Origin of the sequence: Paenibacillus motobuensis, from assembly GCF_039521865.1 — a bacterium.
GTDB classification, from domain to species: Bacteria; Bacillota; Bacilli; order Paenibacillales; family Paenibacillaceae; genus Fontibacillus; species Fontibacillus motobuensis.
Map to the genome: position 1 here is coordinate 111077 of NZ_BAAACX010000017.1, position 25654 is coordinate 136730.

At 48.7% G+C, this 25654-nt stretch carries 18 protein-coding genes; 6 read left to right on the forward strand and 12 right to left on the reverse strand.

The annotated features are described in order from the left end of the window. Nucleotides 1-107: 107 nt before the first annotated feature. Nucleotides 108-2426 (reverse strand): alpha-xylosidase, encoded by a 2319-nt coding sequence (yicI, locus tag ABD014_RS19485; RefSeq protein ID WP_343863919.1) that lies wholly within the window; start codon nt 2424-2426, stop codon nt 108-110. Between the two features lie 137 nt (nt 2427-2563). Here yicI and ABD014_RS19490 point away from each other — a divergent pair, with 137 nt between their 5' ends. Next, nucleotides 2564-3472, forward strand: a complete 909-nt coding sequence (locus ABD014_RS19490) for an AraC family transcriptional regulator (protein ID WP_343863921.1) — start codon at nt 2564-2566, stop codon at nt 3470-3472. A gap of 71 nt (nt 3473-3543) precedes the next feature. Here the strand turns inward: ABD014_RS19490 and ABD014_RS19495 are convergent, their stop codons facing one another. From ABD014_RS19495 to ABD014_RS19535, 9 genes are all read right to left on the reverse strand, one after another. Further along, nucleotides 3544-6390, reverse strand: coding sequence for a glycoside hydrolase family 3 protein (locus ABD014_RS19495; RefSeq protein ID WP_343863923.1), 2847 nt, complete (start codon nt 6388-6390; stop codon nt 3544-3546). Between the two features lie 185 nt (nt 6391-6575). After that, the gene (locus ABD014_RS19500; RefSeq protein WP_343863925.1) at nt 6576-8129 is read right to left on the reverse strand and encodes a response regulator transcription factor; all 1554 of its coding nucleotides are present in this window, start codon (nt 8127-8129) and stop codon (nt 6576-6578) included. 201 nt (nt 8130-8330) lie between these two features. Beyond that, nucleotides 8331-9344 carry an extracellular solute-binding protein gene (locus ABD014_RS19505; protein WP_343863927.1) on the reverse strand — a complete coding sequence of 338 codons (1014 nt, stop codon included), beginning with the start codon at nt 9342-9344 and terminating at the stop codon, nt 8331-8333. A 118-nt stretch (nt 9345-9462) separates the two neighbouring features. Next, nucleotides 9463-10545, reverse strand: coding sequence for an ABC transporter ATP-binding protein (locus ABD014_RS19510; RefSeq protein ID WP_343863929.1), 1083 nt, complete (start codon nt 10543-10545; stop codon nt 9463-9465). A gap of 269 nt (nt 10546-10814) precedes the next feature. Then, nucleotides 10815-12473: an ABC transporter permease gene (locus tag ABD014_RS19515; protein WP_343863931.1), complete on the reverse strand. Its 1659-nt coding sequence runs from the start codon at nt 12471-12473 to the stop codon at nt 10815-10817. Between the two features lie 93 nt (nt 12474-12566). Next, nucleotides 12567-13604 (reverse strand): ABC transporter substrate-binding protein, encoded by a 1038-nt coding sequence (locus ABD014_RS19520; protein WP_343863933.1) that lies wholly within the window; start codon nt 13602-13604, stop codon nt 12567-12569. Nucleotides 13605-13627: 23 nt separating this feature from the next. Further along, complete coding sequence (locus ABD014_RS19525; RefSeq protein WP_343863936.1) at nt 13628-14416, reverse strand: DUF3919 family protein; 789 nt, start codon at nt 14414-14416, stop codon at nt 13628-13630. A 32-nt stretch (nt 14417-14448) separates the two neighbouring features. Then, the gene (locus tag ABD014_RS19530; RefSeq protein WP_343863938.1) at nt 14449-15894 is read right to left on the reverse strand and encodes a sensor histidine kinase; all 1446 of its coding nucleotides are present in this window, start codon (nt 15892-15894) and stop codon (nt 14449-14451) included. Between the two features lie 3 nt (nt 15895-15897). Then, entirely contained in the window at nt 15898-16566 is a 669-nt protein-coding gene (locus ABD014_RS19535; protein ID WP_343863940.1) for a response regulator transcription factor, read from the reverse strand. 681 nt (nt 16567-17247) lie between these two features. Between ABD014_RS19535 and ABD014_RS19540 the strand changes: the two genes are divergently transcribed. Beyond that, the gene (locus ABD014_RS19540; RefSeq protein ID WP_343863942.1) at nt 17248-18279 is read left to right on the forward strand and encodes a CdaR family transcriptional regulator; all 1032 of its coding nucleotides are present in this window, start codon (nt 17248-17250) and stop codon (nt 18277-18279) included. A gap of 93 nt (nt 18280-18372) precedes the next feature. Here the strand turns inward: ABD014_RS19540 and ABD014_RS19545 are convergent, their stop codons facing one another. Beyond that, complete coding sequence (locus tag ABD014_RS19545; RefSeq protein WP_343863944.1) at nt 18373-19515, reverse strand: glycerate kinase family protein; 1143 nt, start codon at nt 19513-19515, stop codon at nt 18373-18375. 77 nt (nt 19516-19592) lie between these two features. Then, nucleotides 19593-20891: a GntP family permease gene (locus ABD014_RS19550; RefSeq protein WP_343863946.1), complete on the reverse strand. Its 1299-nt coding sequence runs from the start codon at nt 20889-20891 to the stop codon at nt 19593-19595. A gap of 355 nt (nt 20892-21246) precedes the next feature. On the opposite strand from ABD014_RS19550, the gene ABD014_RS19555 reads away from it, so the two are divergent. The 4 genes from ABD014_RS19555 to ABD014_RS19570 all read left to right on the forward strand — a co-directional run bounded on the left by ABD014_RS19555 (nt 21247) and on the right by ABD014_RS19570 (nt 25523). Beyond that, nucleotides 21247-22140 (forward strand): carbohydrate ABC transporter permease, encoded by an 894-nt coding sequence (locus tag ABD014_RS19555; RefSeq protein WP_343863948.1) that lies wholly within the window; start codon nt 21247-21249, stop codon nt 22138-22140. Beyond that, entirely contained in the window at nt 22137-23021 is an 885-nt protein-coding gene (locus tag ABD014_RS19560) for a carbohydrate ABC transporter permease (protein ID WP_343863950.1), read from the forward strand. The genes ABD014_RS19555 and ABD014_RS19560 overlap by 4 nt, the downstream gene beginning before the upstream one ends. A 73-nt stretch (nt 23022-23094) precedes the next feature. After that, entirely contained in the window at nt 23095-24486 is a 1392-nt protein-coding gene (locus ABD014_RS19565) for an ABC transporter substrate-binding protein (protein ID WP_343863952.1), read from the forward strand. Between the two features lie 38 nt (nt 24487-24524). Beyond that, on the forward strand, nt 24525-25523 hold the full coding sequence (locus ABD014_RS19570) for a LacI family DNA-binding transcriptional regulator (RefSeq protein WP_343863954.1): 999 nt from the start codon (nt 24525-24527) through the stop codon (nt 25521-25523). The last annotated feature ends 131 nt before the right edge of the window (nt 25524-25654 follow it).

Consider the following 25654-nt stretch of genomic DNA (forward strand, 5'->3'; position numbering starts at 1 on the left):
TTCGAAGAGGGGATATTTCGGGCCTGAACTAGTCAGGGCTTACACTAGCGTATTTTAGAAATTGTGTATATACTTCAAGATTACTGCACCGCCGTGAGCGATGTCCATTATTTTAATTGTATAGAGACTTCGACCTTCCCGGAGTAAGCAGGAACTTCAATGATGCCCTGCCCGTTCCAATGGGCACCTCGTACTTCTGCAACTTCACCTACTCCATGTAGAGATATTTTAAAGGCTTTACCTGCTCCTTCAGCCTGCAGCAACACAGTAGCGCCTGTACGTGCAACACTCACAGACAGCTCAGTCTTGCCATTCCTATTTCTTACAGTCCTCGTAACCGTCGCATGATCCTCCAACTGATAAATCCCGAGCTCTACGCCATCTGCAAAATCATAGTCCGGACGAGCATCGTTAGCGCCAATAGGCAGGATCGAATTGGGACGCACATACAGCGGCAAGCTGAAGAAATCGTAAGTTTCCTTGCGCCATTTACCACCTTCCGCAGTCTGGCCTGTCAGGAAATGGGTCCATTTGCCTTCCGGCAAATAATAAGATGCTTCGCCCTCTTCGCTAAATACAGGAGCTACCAGTAGAGAATCGCCAAGCATATACTGGCGGTCCAGCACTTCAGCCGCCGGATCATCCGGGAACTCCAGCAGCATGGCGCGCATCGATGGAAGTCCCTGTTCTGTCGCTTGCATCGCTGTATCGTACAGGTACGGCATCAAACGGCATTTCAATTGGGTGAAATGTCTTGTTACGTTCACCGCTTCCTCATCGTACGCCCAAGGCACGCGGTAAGAACTGCTGCCATGCAGTCGGCTGTGACTGGACAGTAGCCCGAAGGCGAGCCAGCGCTTAAACACATGGGCCGGAGCAGTATTCTCAAAGCCGCCAATGTCATGGCTCCAGAAGCCGAAGCCCGATAAGCCCAAGGACAGACCGCCGCGCAGTGTCTCCGCCATCGACTCGTAGTCGGCATAGCAGTCGCCGCCCCAATGGACTGGGAACTGCTGTCCCCCGGCTGTCGCTGAACGGGCGAACAATGCGGCCTCATTCTTACCTAGCTTCTCCTCCAGCACTTCAAATACTACTTTATTGTACAGATAAGTATAATAATTGTGCATTTTCACAGGGTCAGAGCCGTCGTAATAGACAACATCCGTCGGAATCCGTTCACCGAAGTCGGTCTTGAAGCTGTCCACGCCCATATCGATCAACTCGCGCAAGTAGCCCTTATACCATTCACAAGCGTCCGGGTTTGTAAAATCAACCAGCGCCATGCCCGGCTGCCACAGGTTCCACTGCCACACATCGCCATTCGCTTTCCTGACGAGATAACCTCGTTCTCTGCCTTCCTCGAACAAGCGGGAGCGCTGGGCGATATAGGAATTGATCCAGACGCAAATTTTCAATCCCTTCTCCTTCAAGCGCCCAAGCATCCCGGCTGGATCGGGAAATACGTCCTCATCCCATTTGAAATCCGTCCAGTTAAAGCCTCGCATCCAGAAACAGTCGAAATGGAATACATGCAGCGGCAAATTCCGCTCCGCCATACCATCCACGAAGGAATTGACGGTCGCCTCATCATAATTCGTCGTAAAAGAGGTCGTCAGCCAAAGCCCGAATGTCCAGGCCGGAGGCAGCGCCGGTCGCCCAGTCAATGACGTATATTTGCTGAGCACGCCCTTAGGATCAGGCCCGTCGATAATGAAGTACTCCAGCGATTCACCGGGAACGCTGAACTGCACCTTTTTTACTTTCTCCGAGGCGACTTCGAACGAGACTGCGCCCGGGTCATTGACAAAGACGCCATATCCTTTATTCGTGATATAGAAGGGGATGTTCTTATAAGCCTGCTCAGAGCTTGTGCCGCCGTCCTTATTCCAAATATCAACGGCCTGACCATTCTTCACAAAAGCCGTAAACCGTTCACCAAGCCCATATACGAGTTCGCCTACCGATAAATCCAGTTCCTCGCGCATATAGGTCTGTCCACCATTCTCCGTAATATGCGCCATCGATTTGGAGCGGCTGCCTGTGATCCGCTGCGTATCCCGGTAGAAATCAACGGACCATTCATCCCCTTTGCCAATCCGTACACTTAAATTTCCGCTCTTTAATTCGGCGTATTCATTCGTCTCCGTAATCATGCTATGCTTGGCGCCCTGCATCAGCTCAAAATGAGGACCATGGTCTACTGTGCCGGCAAAATGAACCAGCTTAACGCCGATCACTCCCGGCTGGGGAGAGTGAAACTGCACAGTTAGCAGCGTAGTGTTAATCATATCTCCGCGCCCGCGAATCGGCGTTGTCGATGCGTAAGCCGTTAATCTATCCTCATCCACTATAAAATCATGAGCCTGTACGGCTGGATCCAGCGTATACTCCTTGCGGATCAACCAATTGCCATCTGTAAATTTCATAAAGTTTGCCCGCCTTTCTGTCCATAGCATCGTTAGATGCTTCAAATAAGATTCTAGTTGCATTATACTGATATCAATAGAAATAAACTTATATAATCCGCTTCATATATAACACTATATTGATGAGGTGAGGAATCATGGATCAAGCACTACGCCGTTCTCTCAAAGAGGTCAGGACACACGGAAGTGAACTGCTTCCTTTCGGCACTTACTGGTACAGCTATGGGCCCGGCGAGCATGTGATAGACTGTCACTGGCATGATGAAGCCGAGATTTTCTATTGTGCTCAGGGCTGTACATTGTTCCAGGTCGACACTGACTATTTTCTGGTCCAAGCTGGGGAAGCCGTCTATATCGACGCTGGAGATATCCATGCAGCACATGCTTACGGTGATGAAGGCTGCAGCTTCTTCTCCTTCGTCTTTAATACGAATCTACTGGCTAGTGCCCAATATGACGCGGTTCAGGAGAATATCATTATCCCTCTGCAGGAGCGAAGAGCGACGCTGCCGCGATGGATTAAGCCGCAAGAAGATTACGAGCTTGAGCTGCTTGACCACATTACTGCGATTAAGAAATGCTGTGAAGATCGACGGACCGGATATGAAGGGGCTGTCAAAGGACATCTCTATCTAATGCTGTCTGGATTGCACAGCAGAAACCGGGCTTGCAGCCGGACGAGCAGCAATCGCAGTGAATCTTCCAAAATCGAAAGATTGAAAACGGTCATTCAATATATTCAGGACCATTATGGGCAGCCGATCCGACTATCCGAGTTGGCGGCGCTGATTCCGATGAGCGAAGGGCAATTTTGCCGTTTCTTCAAATCGATGACGAGGCAGACGCCGGTTGATTACATTAACTCCTACCGGATTCGTCAGGCGGTCGAACTGCTTAGACGGACCGATCGGAAAATATCCGATATCGCGCTGGAGGTCGGTTATGACAATATCAGCTATTTCATTCGTGTATTCCGGAAGACAATGAACTGCTCCCCTTCCGAATTCCGCAAGAAGCTGCAAGACTCGATGGAGGGGCCAGTGTAACGATCCTCCCCTCCATAGCCAAGCTTCTATAGTATGCTAAGCGGGATCTATGACCCGATGAAGGCCCTATGCTAAACTAGCCGGAACCAGCTTAACTGGACCTCACCCCTTAGTGTCAGATAAACATTATGTCGGCCGCTGCATTGTTCTATAGGAATCGTCACTGTTGTCCATGCCTGACGACCGCCTGTAGCTACCACCTTGCCGCTGCCTACGGCTGATCCGCCAGGGCGTTCCAGTGTCAGGATGATCTCTCCGCCCTTGATATTTCCTGATACTCTCGCTTCTAATAAGGAAGCCCCTGATCCTAGATCTACATCGTAAAATGCAATCCAGCCCTCTTCTTGCCGAAGAGCAAGGCTCTCTCCCCCCTCGCGGCATTCATCGATATAGACGCCGTTATAATCATCATAATTAACTGCTCTGACCGGCTCGCGAAGCGAACGGGGCGGAATGGTATCTCCCTCTACTCTCAGTTGGGTAGACAGCTTCATATCTTGCGAGGAAGGGCCAATTCCAATCGTATATTCACCACTCTCCACACAGTAACAATCGCGCGTGACGTCCCAGAAAGCCAGATCTTCCGCCTTCAATTCGAAGCGAACAGTCTGCGAGGCTCCAGCTTCAAGATGGATTCGCCGAAAGCCCTTGAGTGTCTTAAGCGGACGAACCACGCGAGAATCATTCGCTCTAACATAGAGCTGAACTACTTCATCCCCGGCCCATTCTCCCGTATTCCTGATCCTCACAGATATGCACACAGCATCGTCTGCTTGAATCGTCATCTGATCCAGGGTAAGTTCCTCATAGGCAAAATGGGTGTAACTCAACCCATGTCCGAATGGATAGAGCACCTCACCATCAAAATATTGATAGGTTCGTTTTCCTTTAATAATGTCGTAGTCCATCAGTTCCGGCAGCTGCAAGACCGATTTATACCAGGTCATATTCAAGCGACCTGCCGGATTATAATCCCCGTACAGCACATCCGCCAACGCATGGCCAAGCTCCTGAGCAGCATGGGATGTATAAATCATCGCCGGTACATGCTCCTTCTCCCAATTCACCGCGAACGGATAGCTGCCGACGATGATGACTACAGTATTCGGATTCGCGGCGTGAACAGCCTGGATTAGAGATTGCTGAGCCGGAGGCAGGACAATATCCGGGCGGTCGATCGTTTCTTTTCCATTAATAAACGGACTATTCCCAACAACAACGATCGCGGCCTCCGCCTGGCTGGCTGCATATGCTGCTTGTTCAATGCCATCTTCGACCATCTCTATGATAAATTCATCCTTAGCCAAGTCTGAATCGGCAAGATCCTGGTTCTTCTCATCTTCCCGGTCTGTGATCAGGCAGCCCTGTTCATCCACGATAATAGGTCGGCCTTCCCACGACTTCATCTGAACGACACCACTGCCTCCCATTGACGGTTCAATATTGAAGGATTCCTTCACGAACCAGCCGCGGGCCTCGTCCGCCGACGCCATGAGTCCGCTATCCGTCTCAGTAACATACTTATCGCAGCTAAGCGCCTTGAATGTCACATTGCCCCAGCCCCAATCATTCCGCTCGAACACCTCGGCCTGCCCGGCATCCGGGCAGATGGCTTCAAGTCGGGCTTGCTCTCCGCGAATCACTACATATTGGCCTGTAGCCGCCGAGCGAAGCCGTACACGATCAAGCCCGGAATGGAACAATGCGGAGTCACCGTTCAGCTTCTTATTGATGCCTTGCAGCGGAGTGACCCGATATGGCGGTGTACCGCTGTACCAGTCGGTTAATGCCTCGTCCGCCAGCGGTCCGACCACGGCAATGGAGCGCATATCGCGCCTTAGCGGCAGAAGGCCATCATTTTTCAATAGAACGATCGATTCCTTCGCTGCCCTAAGAGACAAAGCTGAATGCTCCGGCGCACATAGCTTCGACTCCGGAACCATGCTATACGGATTCCGTTCAGCTGGATCAAATTCACCAAGCCGAAACCGGACACGGAACGTATTGCGAAGTGCATGGTCAAGATCCTCCTCATGCAATAAACCTTGAGTTAATGCATCATGCAGCGCCTGATAAGAAATATCCTGTTCATCTGTGATGCTATCGATACCAGCTCTTACTGATCCGGCCACAGCCTCGGCATAGGAATCCACATAGTGGTGATCGATCACTGTTCCGAGCACATCTCCAGCGTCGCCAACGACGAAGCCATTCATCGCCCATTCGCCCTTCACGATCTTGTTAACTTCATCATTGAAGTTGCACGGTCTCCCGTTAACACTGTTATAGGCGGTCATCATTGAACCTGCCTTGCCCTCTCGGAATGCCATCTCAAAAGCCTTCAGATAATATTCCCGCTTATTCCGCGGATCGATGCTCACTGAGGCGCTGCCTCGCTCCAGCTCATTATTGTTGCCATAGAAATGCTTGAGCGTAGCCACTGTCTTGTAATAGAATGGATGCTCTCCCTGCATACCTCTCACGAGCTCGGTAGAGAGAACACCCGTTAAATGCGGATCCTCTCCATAAGCTTCCTCGGTCCGTCCCCAACGCGGATCACGCTCCATATCTACTGTAGGCGACCAGATCGTGAGCCCGTTAAGGCCCGGATCTCGCTGATAATAGACGCGGGCCTCGTCCCCGATGGCCGAGCCGATCTGGCACAGCAGTTCAGGGTTCCATGTACAGGCCAGCCCGATATTTTGCGGGAATACCGTCGCTTCGCCAAGCCAGGCCACACCATGCGCTCCTTCTGTACCATGCTTATATTTCTTCACACCAAGCCGGGGAATCTCGACCTGGTATTGACACATGAGTTGTACCTTCTCCTCCAATGTAAATCTGGATAGGAGATCGTCCAGCCGTTCATCCAGCGGCAAATCCGGGTTCTGATAAGGATAACGCCCCTCTAAATTCATAAGCTTTTAACCTCGTCTCTATATTATTAATGAAAGCGTTTCATCGTAGTGCTATCATACCTTGCCTTCACGGAGCTTCATACAGGGATAATTAGATGCTTTTTCATATAGAAATTTATAAATTCTTCCGTAAAAAAAAGAGCCGGACGGTCCCAATCAGACTGCCCTGCTCCTGTGACAATAGATTATTCATTTCCGGCCTTCTTGCGGTAAGCTGAAGGAGATGTGCCTACATATTTTCGGAATTTGGCGTGAAAATAATCGACATTCGTATATCCAACCTTCTCGGCTACCTGATAGACCTTCAGTCCTTCCTCCAAATAGCCCTTCGCGTTCTCGATTCTCACTTTATCCAGGTAAGTATTGAAATACTCTCCGGTCTCATTCTTGAACAATTTCCCCAAATAAGCGCTATTATAGTTGAAAATCCCGGATAAGGTCTCCAGCTTCAAATTGTCGCGGAAATTACGATGGATGAGATCAAGCATAATTCGAACCTCGCGATGCCTGCCCGTATCTTCGTTCAATGGAGAGGCTATCGATCGCAGCAGAGATTCGACCTGCTCGAACATATCTCCGATCGTACGTACGCGATAAATATCTGCAACTCGATCACAATATCCCTTGCTCTGGCTTTGCAGCTCCGGTCTTTGCTTCAATTCCCTCCCATGTATGAGTGTCAATAACTCCACAAAACGCTGCTTGATCTCTCCTTCACTGAAATGACGCCGAATCAACGTATGACCAAATTCAACAACAAGTTGCTTGATAGCATCCAGATTGCCAACTTCTACAGCATAAAACAGCTGCTCTTCTGTATTATTAGTACATTTCTCCTCAGCCTCTCTATCAGTCGCATGGCTCCAAAGCCTGCTCAACAGCTCCCCTGATAGAATTCTGCCCCGATCAAAGAAAAATTGCAGCTTGATCAATTCCAGCGCTGAAGTATAGGAAAGAGGAATAGCGCTCAGTTCCTTCACCCGTTCTCCCAATACGACTGTGAACTCCGCTATGCCGCTTCCTTCCAGTTCATGATATACATCGTCATGTTCTACTTCGAGCAGTGGTTCCTGTAACAATACGCCAACATAACCTTGATGGCTAAATACATAACCACGGCCGCATTCTTCGAAGCGGGCGCTCAGCTTCCTCCGCAGCACATTGACTTCATTGCTGGCGCTCTCCTCGTCCTTTGGGGAGACAACTAGCAGGATCTGATACTTCCTCCAGAGCAATCCGAGTCGATCTGCCTGCTCGTGAAGCGTAAATTGATCATGTTCCATCGACCCGGACAAGATGGATTGAATGAACGCTTCACGTGTCCACTCCTTTGAGACATTCTGCCATAGCGAAGTCTTCTTCGTCTCATCAATCACTTGCTTGATGCGATGCAAATATTGAATCAGCTCGTCCTCATCCACCGGCTTAAGCAAATAACCGTCTGCCCGGTTCGCAATTGCCTTCTTGGCGTACTCGAAATCCGCATAGCCGCTCAAGATCACAATATGCAGCTGCGGATCTTCCTCACGCAGCCTCTCGATCAATTGCAAGCCGTCCATCCCCGGCATACGAATATCCGCGATCACCAGCTCCGGCGAATAAATCCGGTACTTCTCCAGTGCTTCTTCTCCATTGGACGCTGTATCCACCACGCAAAATCCGTAATTCTCCCACTCGATAAACATCCTGAGCCCTTCTCTTTGTTTCGGCTCATCATCAACAATCAGCACCTTATACATTCCAAAGCCCCCTACCGGAATATGCAATTCAGTATGAATTCCAGCAGTCACTTGCCGGATAACCGGTAAACCAACCTATACCACACACCGAAATAAAGCGTTTACAATTTGATTATATTACTTTTCTTGCAGGCTGCTCCTGCATAATTATGCCTACTTGTTGCACTATTTTGATATTTGTCGACCATGACTGAACAGACTTTATCCGTTCTCCTTCCGCCACTTGGCAAGCAATTGCTCGCGATGCTCAGCAGCCGTATCGAACCGGTACGTTGGCAAGAGAAGATCGAGATTGACGGAAGTTAGCAAGGGATGGACCTGAATATTGGGAAGCACGGGAAAAGAAAACGCCGAATTCATATAATCCGTCTGTGCGCCGCGCGACAGAACGAAATCGGCCAGCTTCTTTGCCGCTGCTTTATTATTTCCACTCTTCAGGATCGACACCGCTCCGATCTCCCAGCCGGCCTGAGGGGGTACCTCGGAATGAATAGCATAGCCTGAATTCCTGAACCGCAGCTGATCGCCCATAAAGCTGACGACAGCAGCGACCTCACCTTGGGCAAGCCGCTGTGCCGAGCTGATTCCTGAGAAAGTAGTCGTTGCACTTTGCTGTTTCAGCGCATGTACCAGAGCAATCGCCTGATCCTCCCCACGCTCCTGGGCCAGCGAAGCCAGCAGCGTATACCCTGTTCCAGACGTCTCCGGGTCAGGAATCTCGATCTTGCCCTTCAGCTCGGGACGCAGCAGGTCCTCATAGCGCTCCGGCAGCGGCAAGTCAGCCAGCTCCGGGTCCCGCTTCCATACCTGCTCATTGACTCCAATAGCCAGCGGTCCCATATACATGCCTGTCCAATACCCCTGCCTGTCCTTATACTTGTCAGGAACCTGATCACTGTGGCGCGGGGAATAACGGATCAGCTTGCCGCTGTTCTTCAATTGCTCATGCAGATCCGCCGGTCCGCCCAGGACGACATCGATCCCCGTCTTATTCATCGTTAGAAGATGATAGCTCGCCTCGCCGCCGGACATCCGAATGACCTCATAGGATACGCCTGTCTCTTTCTTGAACTTCTCCAGCAGAATACGCGACTCATCCTCCTGAAAAATAACATATACTTTGAGCGGCTGATTGTTTTTCTGTCCGGGATAAACCAACGCTGCAACAATGACGGCAACAACAAGCAATCCAAAAATAATGCCTCTCTTCTTCAAATGAAATTCCCCCCGTTAAACAAGCCTGAAAGTCTGACTTTTTGGACACGCACTTTAATGAACGCCAAAAAAAGGAAAACAATTGTCTTCCTTTTTTTTGGCTTATGCCCTTACTTTATCAATTACTTTTTTTAATAATATGAATTTTATCAGTAGCCGCACTCATTTGGACGAAACCTTCAAAGTGTGTCTTTCCAATGTCATAGGCATCAACGATCCACTCACTGCCGACTTCATCGACTAAGAAATATCTTTCCTTCTCGCCAAGGAACATCGATGATTTGATGATTCCCGTCATTTTGAACTCGCCGGCTTCTGGCTGTCTAATGCGTAAGGACTCCGGCCGAACGCACAAGTGAACTTCTTCGCCGACGATAAGCCTTTCTTTGCTGGTTACAGTTACAGTATCTCCAGCCTGGCCATATCGAACCGTAGCCATTTCTCCCTCGCTTTTCTCAACGACAGCATCAATAAAGTTTGTAGTGCCGATAAAGTCAGCTACGTATTGAGTACGAGGCTCATAATAAATTTCATGCGGCGTACCGTACTGATCAATAGCGCCTTTGTTAAATACTACGATATAGTCAGACATCGACAACGCTTCAAGCTGATCATGCGTTACATAAATGACGGTTAGTCCCAGCTCCTGTTGAAGGGTCCGCAGCTCAACACGCACCTCTTCACGCAGTTTAGCATCAAGATTACTGAGCGGCTCGTCCAGAAGGATAATCGGTGAGTTCATCACCAATGCGCGGGCCATTGCAACACGCTGCTGCTGACCGCCTGACATTTCATGCGGATAGCGCTCTTCAAGTCCGGTTAATTTGACCTGAGCCATAGCAGCCTCGACCCGTTGCTGGACTTCCCCTTCAGGCCGCTTCTGAATATCAAGCCCGTAAGCGATATTATCAAAAACTGTCATATGAGGAAACAGTGCATATTCCTGAAATACCATCGGGGTACCCCGTTTATATGGAGGCAGGTCGTTGACTAATTTATCATCAATCCAGACCTCGCCCTTATCAACGGTGTAGAAGCCTGCGATGGACCGAAGCAGCGTTGTCTTGCCGCAACCACTCGGACCGAGGAAGGTAATGAACTTGCCCCGTTCTATTTGAAGATTTATATCTTTCAGGACATGGTTATTGCCGAACACCTTATTTACGTTTTTTAAATCTAGCAGGATATTAGATTCCATCATGTCCACTCCCTTCTATTTAACTACCTCTTCTTCAAATGATGTTCAAAAAGGTCAATCTTCAAATGACTCTTTGAACTACCTCTTCTTCAAATGAGGTTCAAAAAGTTCGGTTTTCAGCACCGAGAAGGTTGAATGAAGCTAGGGACTGAGGAGCGCAGCGTACGTAGTGAGTACGTGAGCACCGGAGGTCCCGGCTGAATTCAAGATTCGATGCCGAGTTCACTTCGTTGATTCACTTCGTGATCAAAAGCGAACTTTTTGAACTACCTCTAAAAATCAAATATTTTTACTTTGGAGCGGAAGATCAACTTGATAATCCCAAGCGTGCCTAGAGTTGCTCCCATAAGCCCCACGGCCACCGCAGCCGCCCAATAATAAGTTCCCGTCTCGGCATAGTTGAAGATCGATACCGCAGCAACAACCCATTTAGGGGTGATTAAGAAGATAATCGTACTTAACGTATTCATATTTTTCATAAACGCATAGACAAAATTGGCTACGACGGTCTTTTGCAGCATTGGGAATACGACTGTTGTCAATGTCTTGCGGCTGTTCGCACCAAGGTTGGTGGCAGCTTCCTCGATCGATTTATCCACTTGCTTGAAAGCTGCGGTTAACCCGCGATATCCAACAGGCATCTGTTTCAATAGCATGGCGATAACAATTAGCGCCGCAGAACCTTGCAGGATGATCGGCCCTTTGCTAAAAGTAACAATCAAGGCAAGTCCGACGAAGGTTCCCGGAAGAGCGATCGGTAGAACCGCGCTGAAATCAAGTAACTTTTTGCCCGGAAAAGGCTTGCGAACAATGATATAAGCTAGAACAAGAGCAAACGCAACCGCTAGCACAGCACTTACCAGCGACAATACTAAACTGTTCATAACTGCTGGACTTGATGAGCTGAATACTACTTTTCTAATATGATCCAATGTAAATGCGTTATCACGACCAAAGTTCTTCGTAAAGGCGAACAGAATCGTTATACCGAACATCATAATAATGAACAACGAGATCAGGCTGTTAAAAGTAAAGAGCATCGCATCTGTTTTCTTGGATGTAGTGATCCGTTTCAGACCAGATACAGGTTTACCCGAAACCGTCTGGTAGGAGCCTTTTGACAGCACCTTGTTCTGCAGCCAGAATACGAGCAGTGCAGGAATGACGAGGATAATCCCCATTACGGAAGCCAATCCTGGCTCATTATTAATGATCTCACCGTATATTTCCACAGCGAGCAGTGAATAGTTACCGCCAATCAGCTTCGGATTTCCGAAGTCGGCGAAACAGTTAATTGCTACAAGCAGGAAGGCGTTAATCACACCAGGAAGTGCAAGCTTAAGCGTAATCGTACGGAACAGCTTGAAACCTCGTGCTCCAAGATTTTGCGCTGCAATCTCCAGGTTTGGTGAGATGGCACGAAGTACGCCGGTTATGGTCATATAGGCCAGTGGAAAATAGGATATCGTCTGGACGATCCATAATCCCGGTAATCCGTACAAATCGAGTTCGAAATTAAAGTTGCTATACAGCCATTGCGAGATCATGCCACCGCGGCCAAACAGAAGCAGGAATGCCAGACCACTCATGACCGAAGGAGCTAGTAACGGAATGAACGCGATAAAGCGGAAGAACTTCTTCCCCTTAATGTTGCTGTAATTAATAGCGTAGGCATATATAAAACCAACCGTCGTTGCCGTAATCGCAGAGAGCGATGAGCTGACAATCGTATTCAATAATGCCTTGGAATAACGCGGCTTGCTAAAGAATGTCCCCCAGCTGTCGAATCCGGATGAGAAAACGACGACGATTAACGGGTAAATGACAAACAGTCCAAGGAAAATAAAACTGGTCAGGACGAGCACGAGCGATGAAGGATCCTTGAAGAGCCTCTTGATCGACTCCCCGATGCCTTTTTTTTCTTTCATCATAGGGGGCGACTCCCACCTTTCTACTGTCTATTAGGGGCACTGATCATCAGTTACTTCAGAAGGTCCAGTGCCCCTTCTATGCTAGTGGCTCTCTTATTTCAAATCTTTCAACGCGCTTTGCAATTCCTTGCGCTGCGCAGCAGCCTTCAACAGGTCATAGGAAGAGTTGTAGTTTGTGGATTTGATGTCAATACCGCCCTCTGGGATCGGAACAGAGTCCTTCACAGATACCGCGTAAGCGGATTGAGTATAAATTTCTCCCGGTTCTTTCGTAAGCATATAATCCATCAGCTTCTTCGCTGCTTCCGTATTCGGACCATTCTTCACGATCGACAGCGCGCCTACTTCATAACCAGCTGCTTCAGGCACAATACTTGTTATCGGGTTGCCTTGATATTTGATCTTTAACTGGTCGCCAAGGAATGTAATCCCGATGGTGTACTCGCCTTTTGCTGCTTTCTGGATCGGCTCAATACCGGATTTTGGTCTTTCTTTCAAATTGGGCAGAAGCTCCTTCATATAATTCAGCATTTCGTCATCGCCCCATACTTGGGCCAGGGAAGCTACAGCCGTATATGCCGTACCGGAAGTCGCCGGGTCGGACATGCCGATTTCGCCTTTGAATTTAGGATCTGTCAGTTCTTTGAATGATTGAGGATATGGAGCATCACCATATTTCTCTTTCCAGCGATTCTCGTTAATTCCGATAGCTACAGGGTTCAGGTAGAAGCCGGTCCAGTGCCCTTCCTTGTCCTTCATATTGTCAGCAATATCGGACGCATTCGGTGATACATAAGCTTCGAGCGAGCCAGCTTCCTTCAATACCTGGTGGGAGTCGGCCGGGCCGCCCATTAGGAAGTCGGCTTGCGGATTCGACATTTCATTCTGGATTCGCGATACAGCCTCACCGCTAGGCAGACGCAGAATATCATAATCAATTCCGGTCTCCGCCTTGAATTTGTCTAGTATTTTACGTGCTTCTTCCTCTTGGAAGATGGAGTAGACGGTAATCTTCTGTTTTTCTTTCCCGCCAAACACTCCGGATTTGTACATAAAGAACCCCGCTACCAATACGATAACTATGACCGATAGAATAATGACTGAGCCGCTATTTCTTTTATTTCTCACCATTTCGGTAAACCATCCCTTCATGTTCAATATGAGGTATCGTTTAGCTTGAAATAGGCTCTTTGATTTGTCTCATCCAACAGGTCGTACACAACGAAGTAAGCGCTGTTATACCAATCCAGATGAATCCAGTGCTTCTTCGTCTGCTCACCGCCGCTAAGCTGGATCACAAAATGCGCATCCGGCGGTTGCTGCAGATCCGTGAAGTGACTGAAGTCGATAATGCGCGTGGATGCGGTAATCTGTGCGGCAAGATCGCCCCTCTCCACTTGTGAGAGAAGCATAAGCTGGCCTGCATCAAGCGTGAACACATCGTTCTTCCCGTTCTGTACCGCAGAACCAATCATCGCGGTGGTCAGGATCTTATCGATTAGCGTGCTCTGTAGCTTGCGTATCCCGGCGCTTACATCGAGAGAGTTGACCAACTCGTCACCGAATTGGAACGCGCCTGTCTCCACCTGAAATGGAATGTCCTCCTGATCCAGGTAAGTCATTCTTCCCGTCAGCAGCAGTCTAGGTGTCTGTGTCTGTGCTCGCTGTTTACCGGCGGATAGAAGCCCGGAGAATGAGGATTTCAATTTCAGCAATTCCTTCGGATCTTCAATAGAGACTGTACCCAGCCCCGGATAGGTTATATCGACACGCATCGGAACGCCTGTTATACGTTCAAACTGATCTTGCTGAGGCGGCACGATTTGGACCACGTCGACAGGAATCCGGAAGGAGTAGGCACAGATTCCAATAAGCAAGCATCCGATAATGACCTGAAGCAGGATGAGGCGAAACCATGAAAGCCCTTTCTTGTCCTCTGGCATTAACTTTACCCTCCACTTATATCAAAAAAATTTTAGATTTGTATCAGTTTTGTAACAGCGCTTACATTTGGCAGATGGACTGAAAATTCCAGCTTTACCTCTGTGCCCTGCCCGACTTCGCTGATCATGGATATGCTCCCTCCCTGAAGCTCCATGAACTGCTTGCAGATGGGCAATCCCAGGCCGTGGGAATTCTCGGAGATCTCGCGCCCTTGCTTTTCCTCCGCAGGCAAGAACAGTATCGCTTTCTCTTGCTCGGATATGCCTTTGCCATTATCCACAATTCGAACGGTGACGCAGCGTTCATCATAGATAAGCTCGATATGAAGCAGCGTGCAATCGCTATGCTTAATGGCGTTATCGATAATGTTGAACAGCACCTGCTGCGTCCGCTTAGGGTCTAGGTAGACGGTACATGGCAATATTTTCACCGAGGTGAGTATATTCGATTTCTTGAGTGTCGGCTGAAGAACCTGAAGAGTATCCATGATAATATCGCCTAGCTCGGCCTGTTCCAACGCAATATGCCAGGCTTCTTCGCCTTTAAGCGAAGTCTGCAGCAGATCTTCGACCATGTTCAACAAGCGCGTGCTCTCCTTGCGGATGTAGAAATTGCAGTCTTGAATATCCTCTATCCGGTCTATCCTGGCCATCAGGTCGGAGAAGCCAATAATGGAGGTGAGCGGCGTCTTTAATTCATGAGTAATGTTATCGTAAAAAGCTTTCTGTTTGCCCTGTTCATAGTGGAGCATATCGATATGATGCCGCAGTGCATCCGACATATGGTTAAAATCTCGTGCCAATTCGCCGACTTCATCCTGGGTGTTCACCTCGATCTTACGGCTAAAATCGCCGATAGACACCAGCTTGAGCGCTTGCTTCAACGCATGGAGAGGCCGCATCAGAAAAGAGGAGAAAGAATAGCTCGCCACAAGTGAGAGGGCAAGGCAACCCAGCGCTGCTCCAATAAACCAGATACGCATTTGATTCATCGTCTCGATATTCTCATGAAGATCCAGCAAATAACGGAATCCGCCTACAATTTTCCCCTCGTACCAAAAAGGGATGGAATAGATTAAATATCTCGTCCCCTCCCCCTCGACAATTACCGTTGCCGTATCGCCTGCTAGTGCAGACTTGATATCATCCCGCTTCAGCAAATTCTCTTTGTCACTGCTGCTTCCCACGATGGTCTCGTCCGGCGCGAACAGCTGCACTTGAAAATTAATACTGGAGCCCAGATGCGAAGCGATAAAGGGAGCGTACTTGCCTGAGAACAACTGCTCGATATCGATCTTCTGATCGTTGACAATTTTCAAAGCTTCGATCCGATGCAGTGCAGAATACTGGTTCAATGTCTGGGTATCGCTCTCGATCATGCTCTTATTAAGCGTATAAGTGACGATGAAGTACATCGCCGTAAGCAGCATAACGATCGTCACTGCATGCTGAATGAACATTTTGTTGCGCAGCCCCATCTGCTATACCTCCAGTTTATAGCCTGTCCCATGCACGGTTGTCACCAGATTCTCATGAGGCTTAAGCTTCTCACGCAGGCGCTTCACCATCATATCGACGGAGCGTGTCTGGCCGTAATATTCATAACCCCAGACCTGGTCCAGCAGTTCCTCGCGAGTGAACACCTTCTTGGGATTGCTGCACAGCAGCCAAAGGAAATCGAATTCCTTGCTAGTCATTCTGAGCGCTTGTCCGGCTATGGTACAGGAGCGTTCATTCTTATCAATCTCAATGATCCCGATCTGAATTGTCTCGGAAGTTGTAACCGTTTTCTGCATTCGCCGCATAACAGCCTTAATTCGTTCAATGAGTTCCCGGGTCTCAAAAGGCTTGGTCAAATAATCATCTGCTCCGAGCTGGAAGCCTAATATTTTGTCGTTCATTTCATTCTTGGCGGTAAGTACGATGACGGGCACCGTCTTATATTTTTGCTGAAGCACCTGAAGCAGCTCGAAGCCTGAGCAATCCGGCAGCATCAAATCGAGCAGGATCAAATCTGTGTCTCCAGCCTCAAGCTCCTTCAAACCATCTGCGACCGTGCCAGCAACAACAGGATGAAACCCTTCGACCTTCAGACTCAATTTCAACAGCATCTGAATACTGGGATCATCCTCGATAATTAAGATGTTCATTTGTATCCCCCATTTTTTATCTCTATTGTGGTTCTACTGCAGATTAGGCAATCAGACTCTCGAAAGGAAATGTAGGACTTTATTTGGCTTTTTCCGCCGATAGACAGCTCTCGTTCAAACAATTAAGCGCTTCCAGTTTCGTTAGGAAGTAAAACTATGTTTCTCCACGCCAATAAGAGCATACAGTTCCGTTAGCACCGACATCTCCATTCGATGAACCTCTCTATCCTCTAATAATATTCATATTATTTCTTCTAGAGGTTGTTCAAAAAGTCCGCTTTTGATCACGAAGTAAATCAGGTAGCCACTCGGCATCGAATCTTGAATTCAGCCGGGCCTTCCGGTGCTCACGTACAAACTCGTACGCTCCGCTCCTCAGTCCCTAGCTTCATCCAACCTTCTCGGTGCTGAAAAACGTAATTTTTGAACACGTACTTATACCTTTATCATAACGGTAGTTAGCCTGTCATGCATTAATATCCATAAATTAACACTTTTCTAAGTTCGATAATCCCTTCTCGTTTATTTATATCATCTTCGCTAAATACTTGTGATATATATGCATGTCCAATGCAGGTAAGTTATGCTATGATCTGACCAAAAGCTTTCGTTCAATTGCACAATGTATATTTCTAATTTTTGGCTTTCACTTTGATCATTCCCATCCTAGAGGAGGAGTTCATGTTGTTCCAGCTTTCCAGAGAGCAAGCTCAGGAAATTGTCGATAAAATGATGAAGGACATCCCTTACAATATCAATATTATGAATCATGAAGGGATCATTATCGGAAGCGGAAATCCGTCAAGGGTCGGTACGGTTCACCAGGGTGCGGTTCAGGCGCTGACGAGCGGGAAAATGGTGAAAATCTGGAAGGACGGACACTATGAAAAACAAGGGACCAACGAACCGATCGTCATCAATCATAAACGCGTTGGCGTAATCGGAATCAGCGGTAATCCCGAGGAAGTCAGCCCTTTCTGCCGGATCGTGAAGACAACAGTCTCCCTTCTGATCGAGCAAGGAATTGCCTTGAAGAGCCTGGAGGATGAAGCGAATCGCAAAAAAGCTTTCCTGGAAAGTCTGCTTAGCCATGCCGGAGCCTACTCCCAAAGACTGCAAAAGGAAGCTGCGCAATACAAAATCGATCTGCTGCTAAAAACAACGGCATTGCTCGTTCAAAATTGCAAATTGGATGAAGAATACTCCAAGCTATTGCTGCTAGTTCCCTCTTTCATGATTGATGAAGACACCCGTCTGCTGCTGATTCAAGACAAAAGCTCGGTGGACAGCTTCATTGAGCGAATGGTTGCCGGGCAGCCGAATATCCTGATGGCAACGGGGCGTCACGAAGCGAGCATCGCTGCCAGCTATGCTCAAGCTAAGAGCGCAATGAGTGTAAGGCAAGCGCTCGATCTCCCGAAGAAAGTCGTTCATTACGATGAAGTGAAATTTCTCGTCAAGCTAAGCAATACCTGCCTGCACGAGAATGGAAATATCGTCAGCAAGCTTGAAGATACGGCTGATCTGTTGGAGACGCTGCGCGTCTTCATCAACCAGGATGGCAGCATCTCGGGCACCTCTGAGCAGCTGAATATTCACCGCAATACATTGCAGTACCGGCTCAAGCGGATCAAGACGATTACAGGAAAAGATCCGAGAAACATACTCGAGCTGTTCGAATTAACCCAGAGTCTGCTAGCGTTGTATAGTTAAGCGTGTACGGTGTACACCTTCAGCTGATTGCAAAAGAACCTTCAAATCCAATCTATGCGGAAATGAAGGTTCTTATTTTGTTTTGGGGTTCCCTTATTTAGAACTTAATGCAATCAATCTTCCGATATTCTCGCAGGTACGCTCCACATTCTGCGCGCCTTCCGCCAGCACCTTCTCCAAATCAGCAGCTCCTGGCACGATGCCAAATACTGCGTCGATCCCTTCATCGTAGAGGGTATCGATGCCTTCGCCGATATAGCCGGCCACGGCAATGACTTTCTTGCCGAGCTGTTGGGCCGCCTGAGCTACACCGTAAGGCGTCTTGCCGAACTTCGTCTGGAAGTCGATACCGCCTTCGCCAGTGAACACATAATCGGCCTCAGCCAGCTTATTCTTCAAATCGGTATGCTCAATCACGATTTCAATGCCCTTCTGCATCGTGGAACGAGTGAAAGTAAGCAGGCCCGCACCAAGCCCTCCGGCTGCGCCTGCGCCAGGATAGTCACGCACGTCCTTTCCAAGCTGCTGCTGGATCACCTTGGCATAATGGGCCAGGTTATTGTCAAGCTGCAGCACCATCTCCGGCGTGGCTCCCTTCTGCGGGCCGAATACCCGCGATGCGCCATGCTCGCCGCATAGCGGATTCGTGACATCGCTGGCCACGATTAAGCTTACCTCCTGCAGGCGCGGATCCAGTCCGGATACGTCGATCGTGGCCAGCTTGTCTAGCCCGCCGCCGCCGCGCGGTATACTCTTCCCTTCTGAATCGAGGAATTTCACGCCTAACGCTTCGGCCATACCTGCGCCGCCATCATTCGTGGCGCTCCCGCCGATCCCGATAATGATCCGCTGTACTCCGCGGTCGAGACATTCCGCAATAAGCTCTCCCGTCCCATAAGTCGTTGTGACAAGAGGGTTCTTGGTCTCTTTGGTCACCAGATGAATCCCACTTGCCGAAGCCATCTCAATCGCTGCAGTTACCCCATCGCCAAGTATCCCGAATTGGGCCTTAACCGAATTGCCCAGCGGACCCATAACTTCTTTCTCATACAGTGTACCGCCACTGGCATCGACCAACGATTGAACCGTCCCCTCGCCGCCATCCGCCATCGGAACATGAATATATTTCGCCTGCGGATATACCTTCCGCAGCCCCTTCTCCATCGCGATGCATACTTCCTTGGCCGTCATGCTCTCTTTGAATGAATCCGGCGCTAATACAAATGTCTTCTCCATTACTCTCTCACCCCACCCAGCATATTAAAAAGGTTCTCTGTGCTGAAAACCAGACTTTTTGAACTCGTATTAAAGCTTTAAAGCAAGAATCCGTACATTAAAGTTGCAACAATAGTCATCGTCCCGCCGACAATCGCTTCATAAGGAATTAGCCCCATCCGCTGTTTAATGCTCATATTCATACTGCCTGCGGTAACGTGGAAGTAGTTCCCCTGTGGCAAGGAGTCAATCACGGTCGCCCCGGTATGCACCATAACGGCGGCAGCCATCGGAGCCGTTCCCATATCGAGAATCGCTTGCCCGAACGAACCGGTAGCAAGTATAACCCCAGTAGAAGTCGAAGCGGTTGCGGCAGCCATAAGAATACCTGAGATCGGAGCCAGGAACGTTCCCGAGATCCCTGAAGCCTCAATCAAGGACACAACCTGAGTAGACAGGTCGGAAGCGGAGATAAGCCCCGCGATCCCGCCGGCACCGATCAAAATCAGCACCGTCGCTGTCATCTTATTCAGTCCGGATGCCGTATATTTCAGAATATGCTTGCCTTGTCCCATCGCCAGCATGCCAACAACCCCGGCAATCGGCAAAATGTACATCGCGTCGACCTTGAAGCTAGACAAAGCATCGATTCCAGCGATCGAACCGATCGGGTTAATCATCAATAATATGACTGCTACAAGCGGAGCAACGATGGCTTTCTTAAGCGGCGGATACTTCGAAGTGTCAATCTCGGTATCCTGAACCGCCTCTGCATCGCTGACCATAACTCCCTTGCGTTTCAAGAGCGAAGCCACGATAACGGTTACAACAAGTCCAAAAAGAGCTGGAACAAAACCCGCGATCATAACATCACTTAAGTCTAATCCAAACCCACGTGCGGCGGCAATCGTATTTGGGTTCGGAGATATAATATTACCCGCCTTCCCTCCGCCCGAAAGCGCAAGCAACAAGGCAAGCTTGGAGATGCCCATCTTATTGCCGACGGACAGTGCGATGGGCGCTACGATTAATACTGCAACCGGAATAAATACCCCAACCGCCGTAATAATCATAGTAGCAAGCGCGAGCGCTAATATCGCCTTCCCACCGCCAAATTTCTTAACGATGGCCTGGGCGATCGTCTCTGCCGCCCCGGATTCCATCATGACACCGGCCAACACACCCGCTGCCAAGACACGAATGACAGTGCCCATCACGCTCTGTGTTCCGCTGACAAGTACGTTGATCGTCTGCTCCAGATTGGCCCCACCAATCAAAGCCCCGACGATCGCCCCCAAAAATAAAGCGTATACAGGATTAAGCTTTCTCAAGATCAATACGATTGCGATTGCAAGGCCTACCAGCGCTCCAATCCAACTGATCGTAAATCCATCCATCTGCTGTTCCTCCCTAGGTTGTTTTTCTATCTTTTATATTGGTTACGCTTTCATTATAGGTCTTTATTCGCTAAATTTATATTGATCAAAGGACGAAATTCATTGTGCAAATGAACAACGACTTTAGTAATCTATGTCTTAGGAGAATAAGTTTAAATTTTAATCTAATCACTTATCACATTACTATTGCCAATTTAGGAACAATCCACTATGATGATGTTATCAAAACTCTATAAAGTTATAGCGCTTTAATTTAATTTGTAGAATTATCCCGAAATATCTGAACTATTTCAATGTCTTTCTCTACAAAAATTAAAGCGCTTAAACTTTAAACAAGTGAAAGGCTGGTGCTGCTGTGACCTTTAAAGAAAGCCGGCGACAAACCTTCTATATGTATTTATTCATCGCTCCCTGGCTGATCGGCTTCCTCGTGTTTGCGCTTTATCCTATTTTGGCATCGCTTTATTACAGCTTTACGGATTACGACATTATTCATCCACCCCGGTTTATCGGGCTGGCTAACTACATCGAGATGTTCCATAACGAGCTGTTCTGGAAATCCGTAGTCGTCACGCTGAAATATACCTTTATAGGCGTGCCTGTTCAATTGCTGCTGGCGCTCGGATTTGCACTGCTGCTGAATCAGACGATTCCTTTCCGCGGCTTCTTCCGAACCGCCATGTATTTTCCAAGCATGGTCTCAGGGGTAGCGATGTCCCTGCTATGGTATTGGATCTTCAACCCGCAGATCGGATTATTCAACTACATACTCTCTTGGTTCGGAATCCATGGTCCTGCCTGGCTGATGAACCCCGATACTGCGCTATACGCTTTGATTATTATGACTTTATGGACTGCAGGCACGGGAATGATCCTGTTCCTCGCCGGATTACAGGGCGTTCCTGCCAGTCTAATCGAAGCTGCAAAACTTGACGGAGCCGGCCGTTTCAAAACCTTCCTCCATGTCATACTTCCTATGCTCTCACCGGTACTGCTCTTTCAACTCATCATGAGCATCATTGATTCCTTCCAAGTATTTACACAAGCTTATGTTATGACTCAAGGGGGACCGAATTACTCCACCTGGTTCTATGTCTACAACTTATATACAAGCGCTTTCAAAGAATATCGCGCTGGCTACTCCTCGGCTCTGGCCTGGGTACTGCTGATCGTCGTCATGATCTGTACCGCGCTCATCATGAAAGCATCCGACCGCTATGTTCACTATGAGGGAGGAGGACGCAAATGAACACCGTACCGGTACCCAAACGCCGTGCCGCTTTTTCAAGCTCAGGCTCCAAACGTAAAGCAAGCACTACGCAAATCATCAGTTTCATCACATTAATCATTACGACCTTTATCATGCTGCTTCCGTTGTTCTTTATGGTCTCCACCTCGCTGAAATCAAAGCGGGAAATGCTCAAGTTCCCTCCGACCTTTCTACCGGAGAGCTGGCAATGGAGCAATTACACCGAAATCTTCGACACACTGCAATTCGGCACGCTGTATAAGAACAGTCTGATTATCGGCGTCGTCACTGTGTTCGGAACACTAATCTCTTCAGCTTTGGCAGCGTATGGTTTCTCACGTTATAGAGGTAAAGGGAATCAGCTGTGGTTCATGCTGCTGCTGGCTACGATGATGCTGCCGTATCCGGCGATCATGATTCCGCAATTTATTTTCTTCTCCAAGCTGAATTGGATCGACACTTTTCTGCCGTTAATTGTTCCATCATTTTTCGGGTCGGCCTATAACATCTTTCTGCTGCGGCAATTCTTCTCGACCCTGCCTGAGGACTTGTTCGATGCCGGTAGGATCGATGGCTGTGGAGAACTGCGGATGTGGTACAAAATCGCCCTGCCGCTGTCCGGCCCTGCCTTGGCAACCGTGGCGATCTTCGCCTTCATTTACAGCTGGAACGATCTACTAGCGCCGGTACTGTACCTGAGTTCGACGGAACGCTTCACCCTGCCAGTAGGGATGGCTTCATTGACATCTTCCAGGTTCCGTATCCCGCCGTGGCATTTGCTTATGGTCGCTTCCGTGCTGGCGATGGTCCCAATTGTTACCCTGTTCGCCGTCGCCCAGAAGCAATTTGTGGAGGGAATTGTGCTTACTGGCATCAAATAATGCCGAGCACACGAGCTTATCTGCTTACTAAGCAAGGTTAATTATATTACTTTCATTGGAGGGTTCGTTTATAATGATGAATAAGCTGCGACTTAGCTCCGTTTTCCTGTTAACTCTGATTTTCGTTGCCGTTATGGTACTGTCAGGCTGCTCCGGCGGCAAATCTGCTGCTGAGGTAACGCCAGGTACAGACAACAATTCGTCCAAATCTGGCGGAAGCAAGGATGAGCAGGTAACAATCACCTACTACACCATCGATTCGGAGGACCGCACCTTTGTTGAGAAATTAGTGCCCGACTTCGAAAAAGAACATCCGAATATCAAAGTTAAAGTGGATAAGGCACCTTATGAGCAGTTCGACAGCAAGCTGCAAACACTGATCGCTGCAGGCAAATCTCCGGACGTGACAAGCCACTACGGATATGGCGGATTCGCGGAATACTATAACAAAGGAATGCTGCTCGATCTGACGGATCTGATCAAGGAAGATGGATTCAGTGCCGAAGCGAACAACATTCCCGATAATTTGATAAAGATTTATACGATCAATGACCATGTGTACGGTATTCCGCTTAACATGTATGTTACACTCATGCTATACAACAAGGATATGTTCGATGAGGCCAAGCTGCCTTATCCAACCAGTGATTATGAAGACAAAGACTGGACCTTCGAGAAAATGGTCGAATACGCGCGGCCGATGACGGTCATCTCCGATGATATCGCCAAGACGCAATACGGATTAGACTTCTTCTGGTCTGAACGCGACAATCGCCCGCTCTATTTCGGGGCCGATCCTTATTCCGAAGATACGTGGACGAACGGTGGAGTACCTTCGGAGACTTATTTTGACACTCCAGAAGTTATGGCAGCCTATAACAAATTGTTCGATCTGATCTTCAAGGATAAGGTATCCCCAACTACAGAATGGAGTAAAAGTGTAGCAGGACAGAACGGCGATCCATTCGTGGCCGGAAAAATCGGTATGTCTGTCGGCGGTTCATGGAACCTGGCTGGCGCGAATGATTTTCCGTTCAACATCGGTGTAGCTGCAGTGCCTTGGGGAGGAAATGACAAGGTCCGCAGTACCTTGTACGTCGATCCGCTGTTCATTCTGAAAGATTCCAAGCATCCGAAGGAAGCGTTCGAATGGATCAAGTATCTGATCCGCGCCGACATTCAGGAGAAATCGATTGATCTGAGCGGCGGCAATCCGCCGGTGAACACGGAAGCAGCTGAGGTCTATTATAAGCATTTTGAAGGTATTGATCCGCAGGATATTAAAAATGTGTATGAGGGCGCTGTGAAATACGGCTTTGAATCGTTCAACCACCTGATTACGAACTATTCGCAAATCAATGATATGTTCATCAACGAGATGCAGCCGATTGAGACCGGACATAAGACTGTAGAAGAGGTTATGCCGGTGATTCAGAAGAAAGTAACTGATATTATTAAGAGATAAGCCATATTGATGGAATAATGCACGCAAGGAGAATGCAGATGAAGGTAAGCATTTTTGATGTTGCCAAAAAATCCGGCCTGTCCGTAGTAACTGTATCGCGTGTATTAAACGGAGCAGAAACTGTACGGGAGAAAAATCGCCAAAAAGTGCTGGAAGCGATCAAAGAGCTCGATTATCAGCCTAGTGCCGCCGCGCGCAGTCTGGCCCGAGGGAAGACGGGAATTATCGGTTTGATCGTTACGACGCTTCAAGATTCCTTCTTTGACGCCGTCGTCAAGGAGCTTAACGAAATTCTGGCCATGCAGGGATATTTCCTGGCCGTCTCCGTGTCTACCGGCATGGAGTCGGATGAGAGTCATTATCTGTTCCAGGAGGATCGGGTCGACGGCCTGATTCTCCTCTCTCCGATGGAAGAGAGCAAGTATATCCTGGAGTTGAAGCGCCGTGGCATCCCTTATGTGTTGATCGATAACCAGCTTCCCGAGAACGACGCTTACTCGGTTACGATCGACAATTATAAGGGAGGTTACGCAGCAACGAACCACTTGCTGGAGCTTGGCCATACTTCGATTGCCCATATTTGCGGGCAGGAAATGTTCCGCAGTACACGGGAACGACGCAGCGGATTTCTCCGGGCACTTCAAGACAACGGGCTTACCCCATTCGAAGTCGTGCACGGCGAATTCGAGATTGCCTCCGGCTACGATACCTGCAAGCGCTGGCTCGCAGAGGACCATCTGCCCTCTGCCATCTTCGCAGGCGACGACCATATCGCTCTCGGCGTCATCAACGCCTTGCAGGAGAGCGGGCTCTCCGTACCCGGGCGGGTCTCGATCGTCGGATATGACGATCATTATATCGCCTCCAAGCTGCGCCCGCATCTAACGACCGTCCGCCAGCCCGCGGACCGGATCGCACTGGCCGCGGCCGACATGCTGCTGGGCCGCATCTCCGGCAAAATGAAGCGCGCCGCCGGCATGCACATCGACCCCGAGCTGATCGTTCGGGAATCGACCGTAGCCGCAGGTGGGAATTAGGGATAGTAAAAAGAAAACCTGCAAAAATGCAGGTTTTCTTGCTTTTTAATAGCATATAGAGTTAAATCGGTTCGGCCCCTTAAATCTGGAGTCTGACCCGAGTAAAATACTGTATTCGCAGTCTAACGCTA

Excerpts from the sequence above, each read along its gene's own strand:
- ABD014_RS19535 (WP_343863940.1), bottom strand. The coding sequence starts at position 16,566 with ATGAACATCTTAATTATCGAGGATGATCCCAGTATTCAGATGCTGTTG.
- ABD014_RS19490 (WP_343863921.1), top strand. The coding sequence starts at position 2,564 with ATGGATCAAGCACTACGCCGTTCTCTCAAAGAGGTCAGGACACACGGA.
- ABD014_RS19530 (WP_343863938.1), bottom strand. The coding sequence starts at position 15,894 with ATGGGGCTGCGCAACAAAATGTTCATTCAGCATGCAGTGACGATCGTT.
- ABD014_RS19570 (WP_343863954.1), top strand. The coding sequence starts at position 24,525 with ATGAAGGTAAGCATTTTTGATGTTGCCAAAAAATCCGGCCTGTCCGTA.
- ABD014_RS19525 (WP_343863936.1), bottom strand. The coding sequence starts at position 14,416 with ATGCCAGAGGACAAGAAAGGGCTTTCATGGTTTCGCCTCATCCTGCTT.
- ABD014_RS19550 (WP_343863946.1), bottom strand. The coding sequence starts at position 20,891 with ATGGATGGATTTACGATCAGTTGGATTGGAGCGCTGGTAGGCCTTGCA.
- ABD014_RS19520 (WP_343863933.1), bottom strand. The coding sequence starts at position 13,604 with ATGGTGAGAAATAAAAGAAATAGCGGCTCAGTCATTATTCTATCGGTC.
- ABD014_RS19560 (WP_343863950.1), top strand. The coding sequence starts at position 22,137 with ATGAACACCGTACCGGTACCCAAACGCCGTGCCGCTTTTTCAAGCTCA.
- ABD014_RS19515 (WP_343863931.1), bottom strand. The coding sequence starts at position 12,473 with ATGATGAAAGAAAAAAAAGGCATCGGGGAGTCGATCAAGAGGCTCTTC.
- yicI (WP_343863919.1), bottom strand. The coding sequence starts at position 2,426 with ATGAAATTTACAGATGGCAATTGGTTGATCCGCAAGGAGTATACGCTG.
- ABD014_RS19510 (WP_343863929.1), bottom strand. The coding sequence starts at position 10,545 with ATGATGGAATCTAATATCCTGCTAGATTTAAAAAACGTAAATAAGGTG.
- ABD014_RS19495 (WP_343863923.1), bottom strand. The coding sequence starts at position 6,390 with ATGAATTTAGAGGGGCGTTATCCTTATCAGAACCCGGATTTGCCGCTG.
- ABD014_RS19565 (WP_343863952.1), top strand. The coding sequence starts at position 23,095 with ATGATGAATAAGCTGCGACTTAGCTCCGTTTTCCTGTTAACTCTGATT.
- ABD014_RS19545 (WP_343863944.1), bottom strand. The coding sequence starts at position 19,515 with ATGGAGAAGACATTTGTATTAGCGCCGGATTCATTCAAAGAGAGCATG.
- ABD014_RS19500 (WP_343863925.1), bottom strand. The coding sequence starts at position 8,129 with ATGTATAAGGTGCTGATTGTTGATGATGAGCCGAAACAAAGAGAAGGG.
- ABD014_RS19540 (WP_343863942.1), top strand. The coding sequence starts at position 17,248 with ATGTTGTTCCAGCTTTCCAGAGAGCAAGCTCAGGAAATTGTCGATAAA.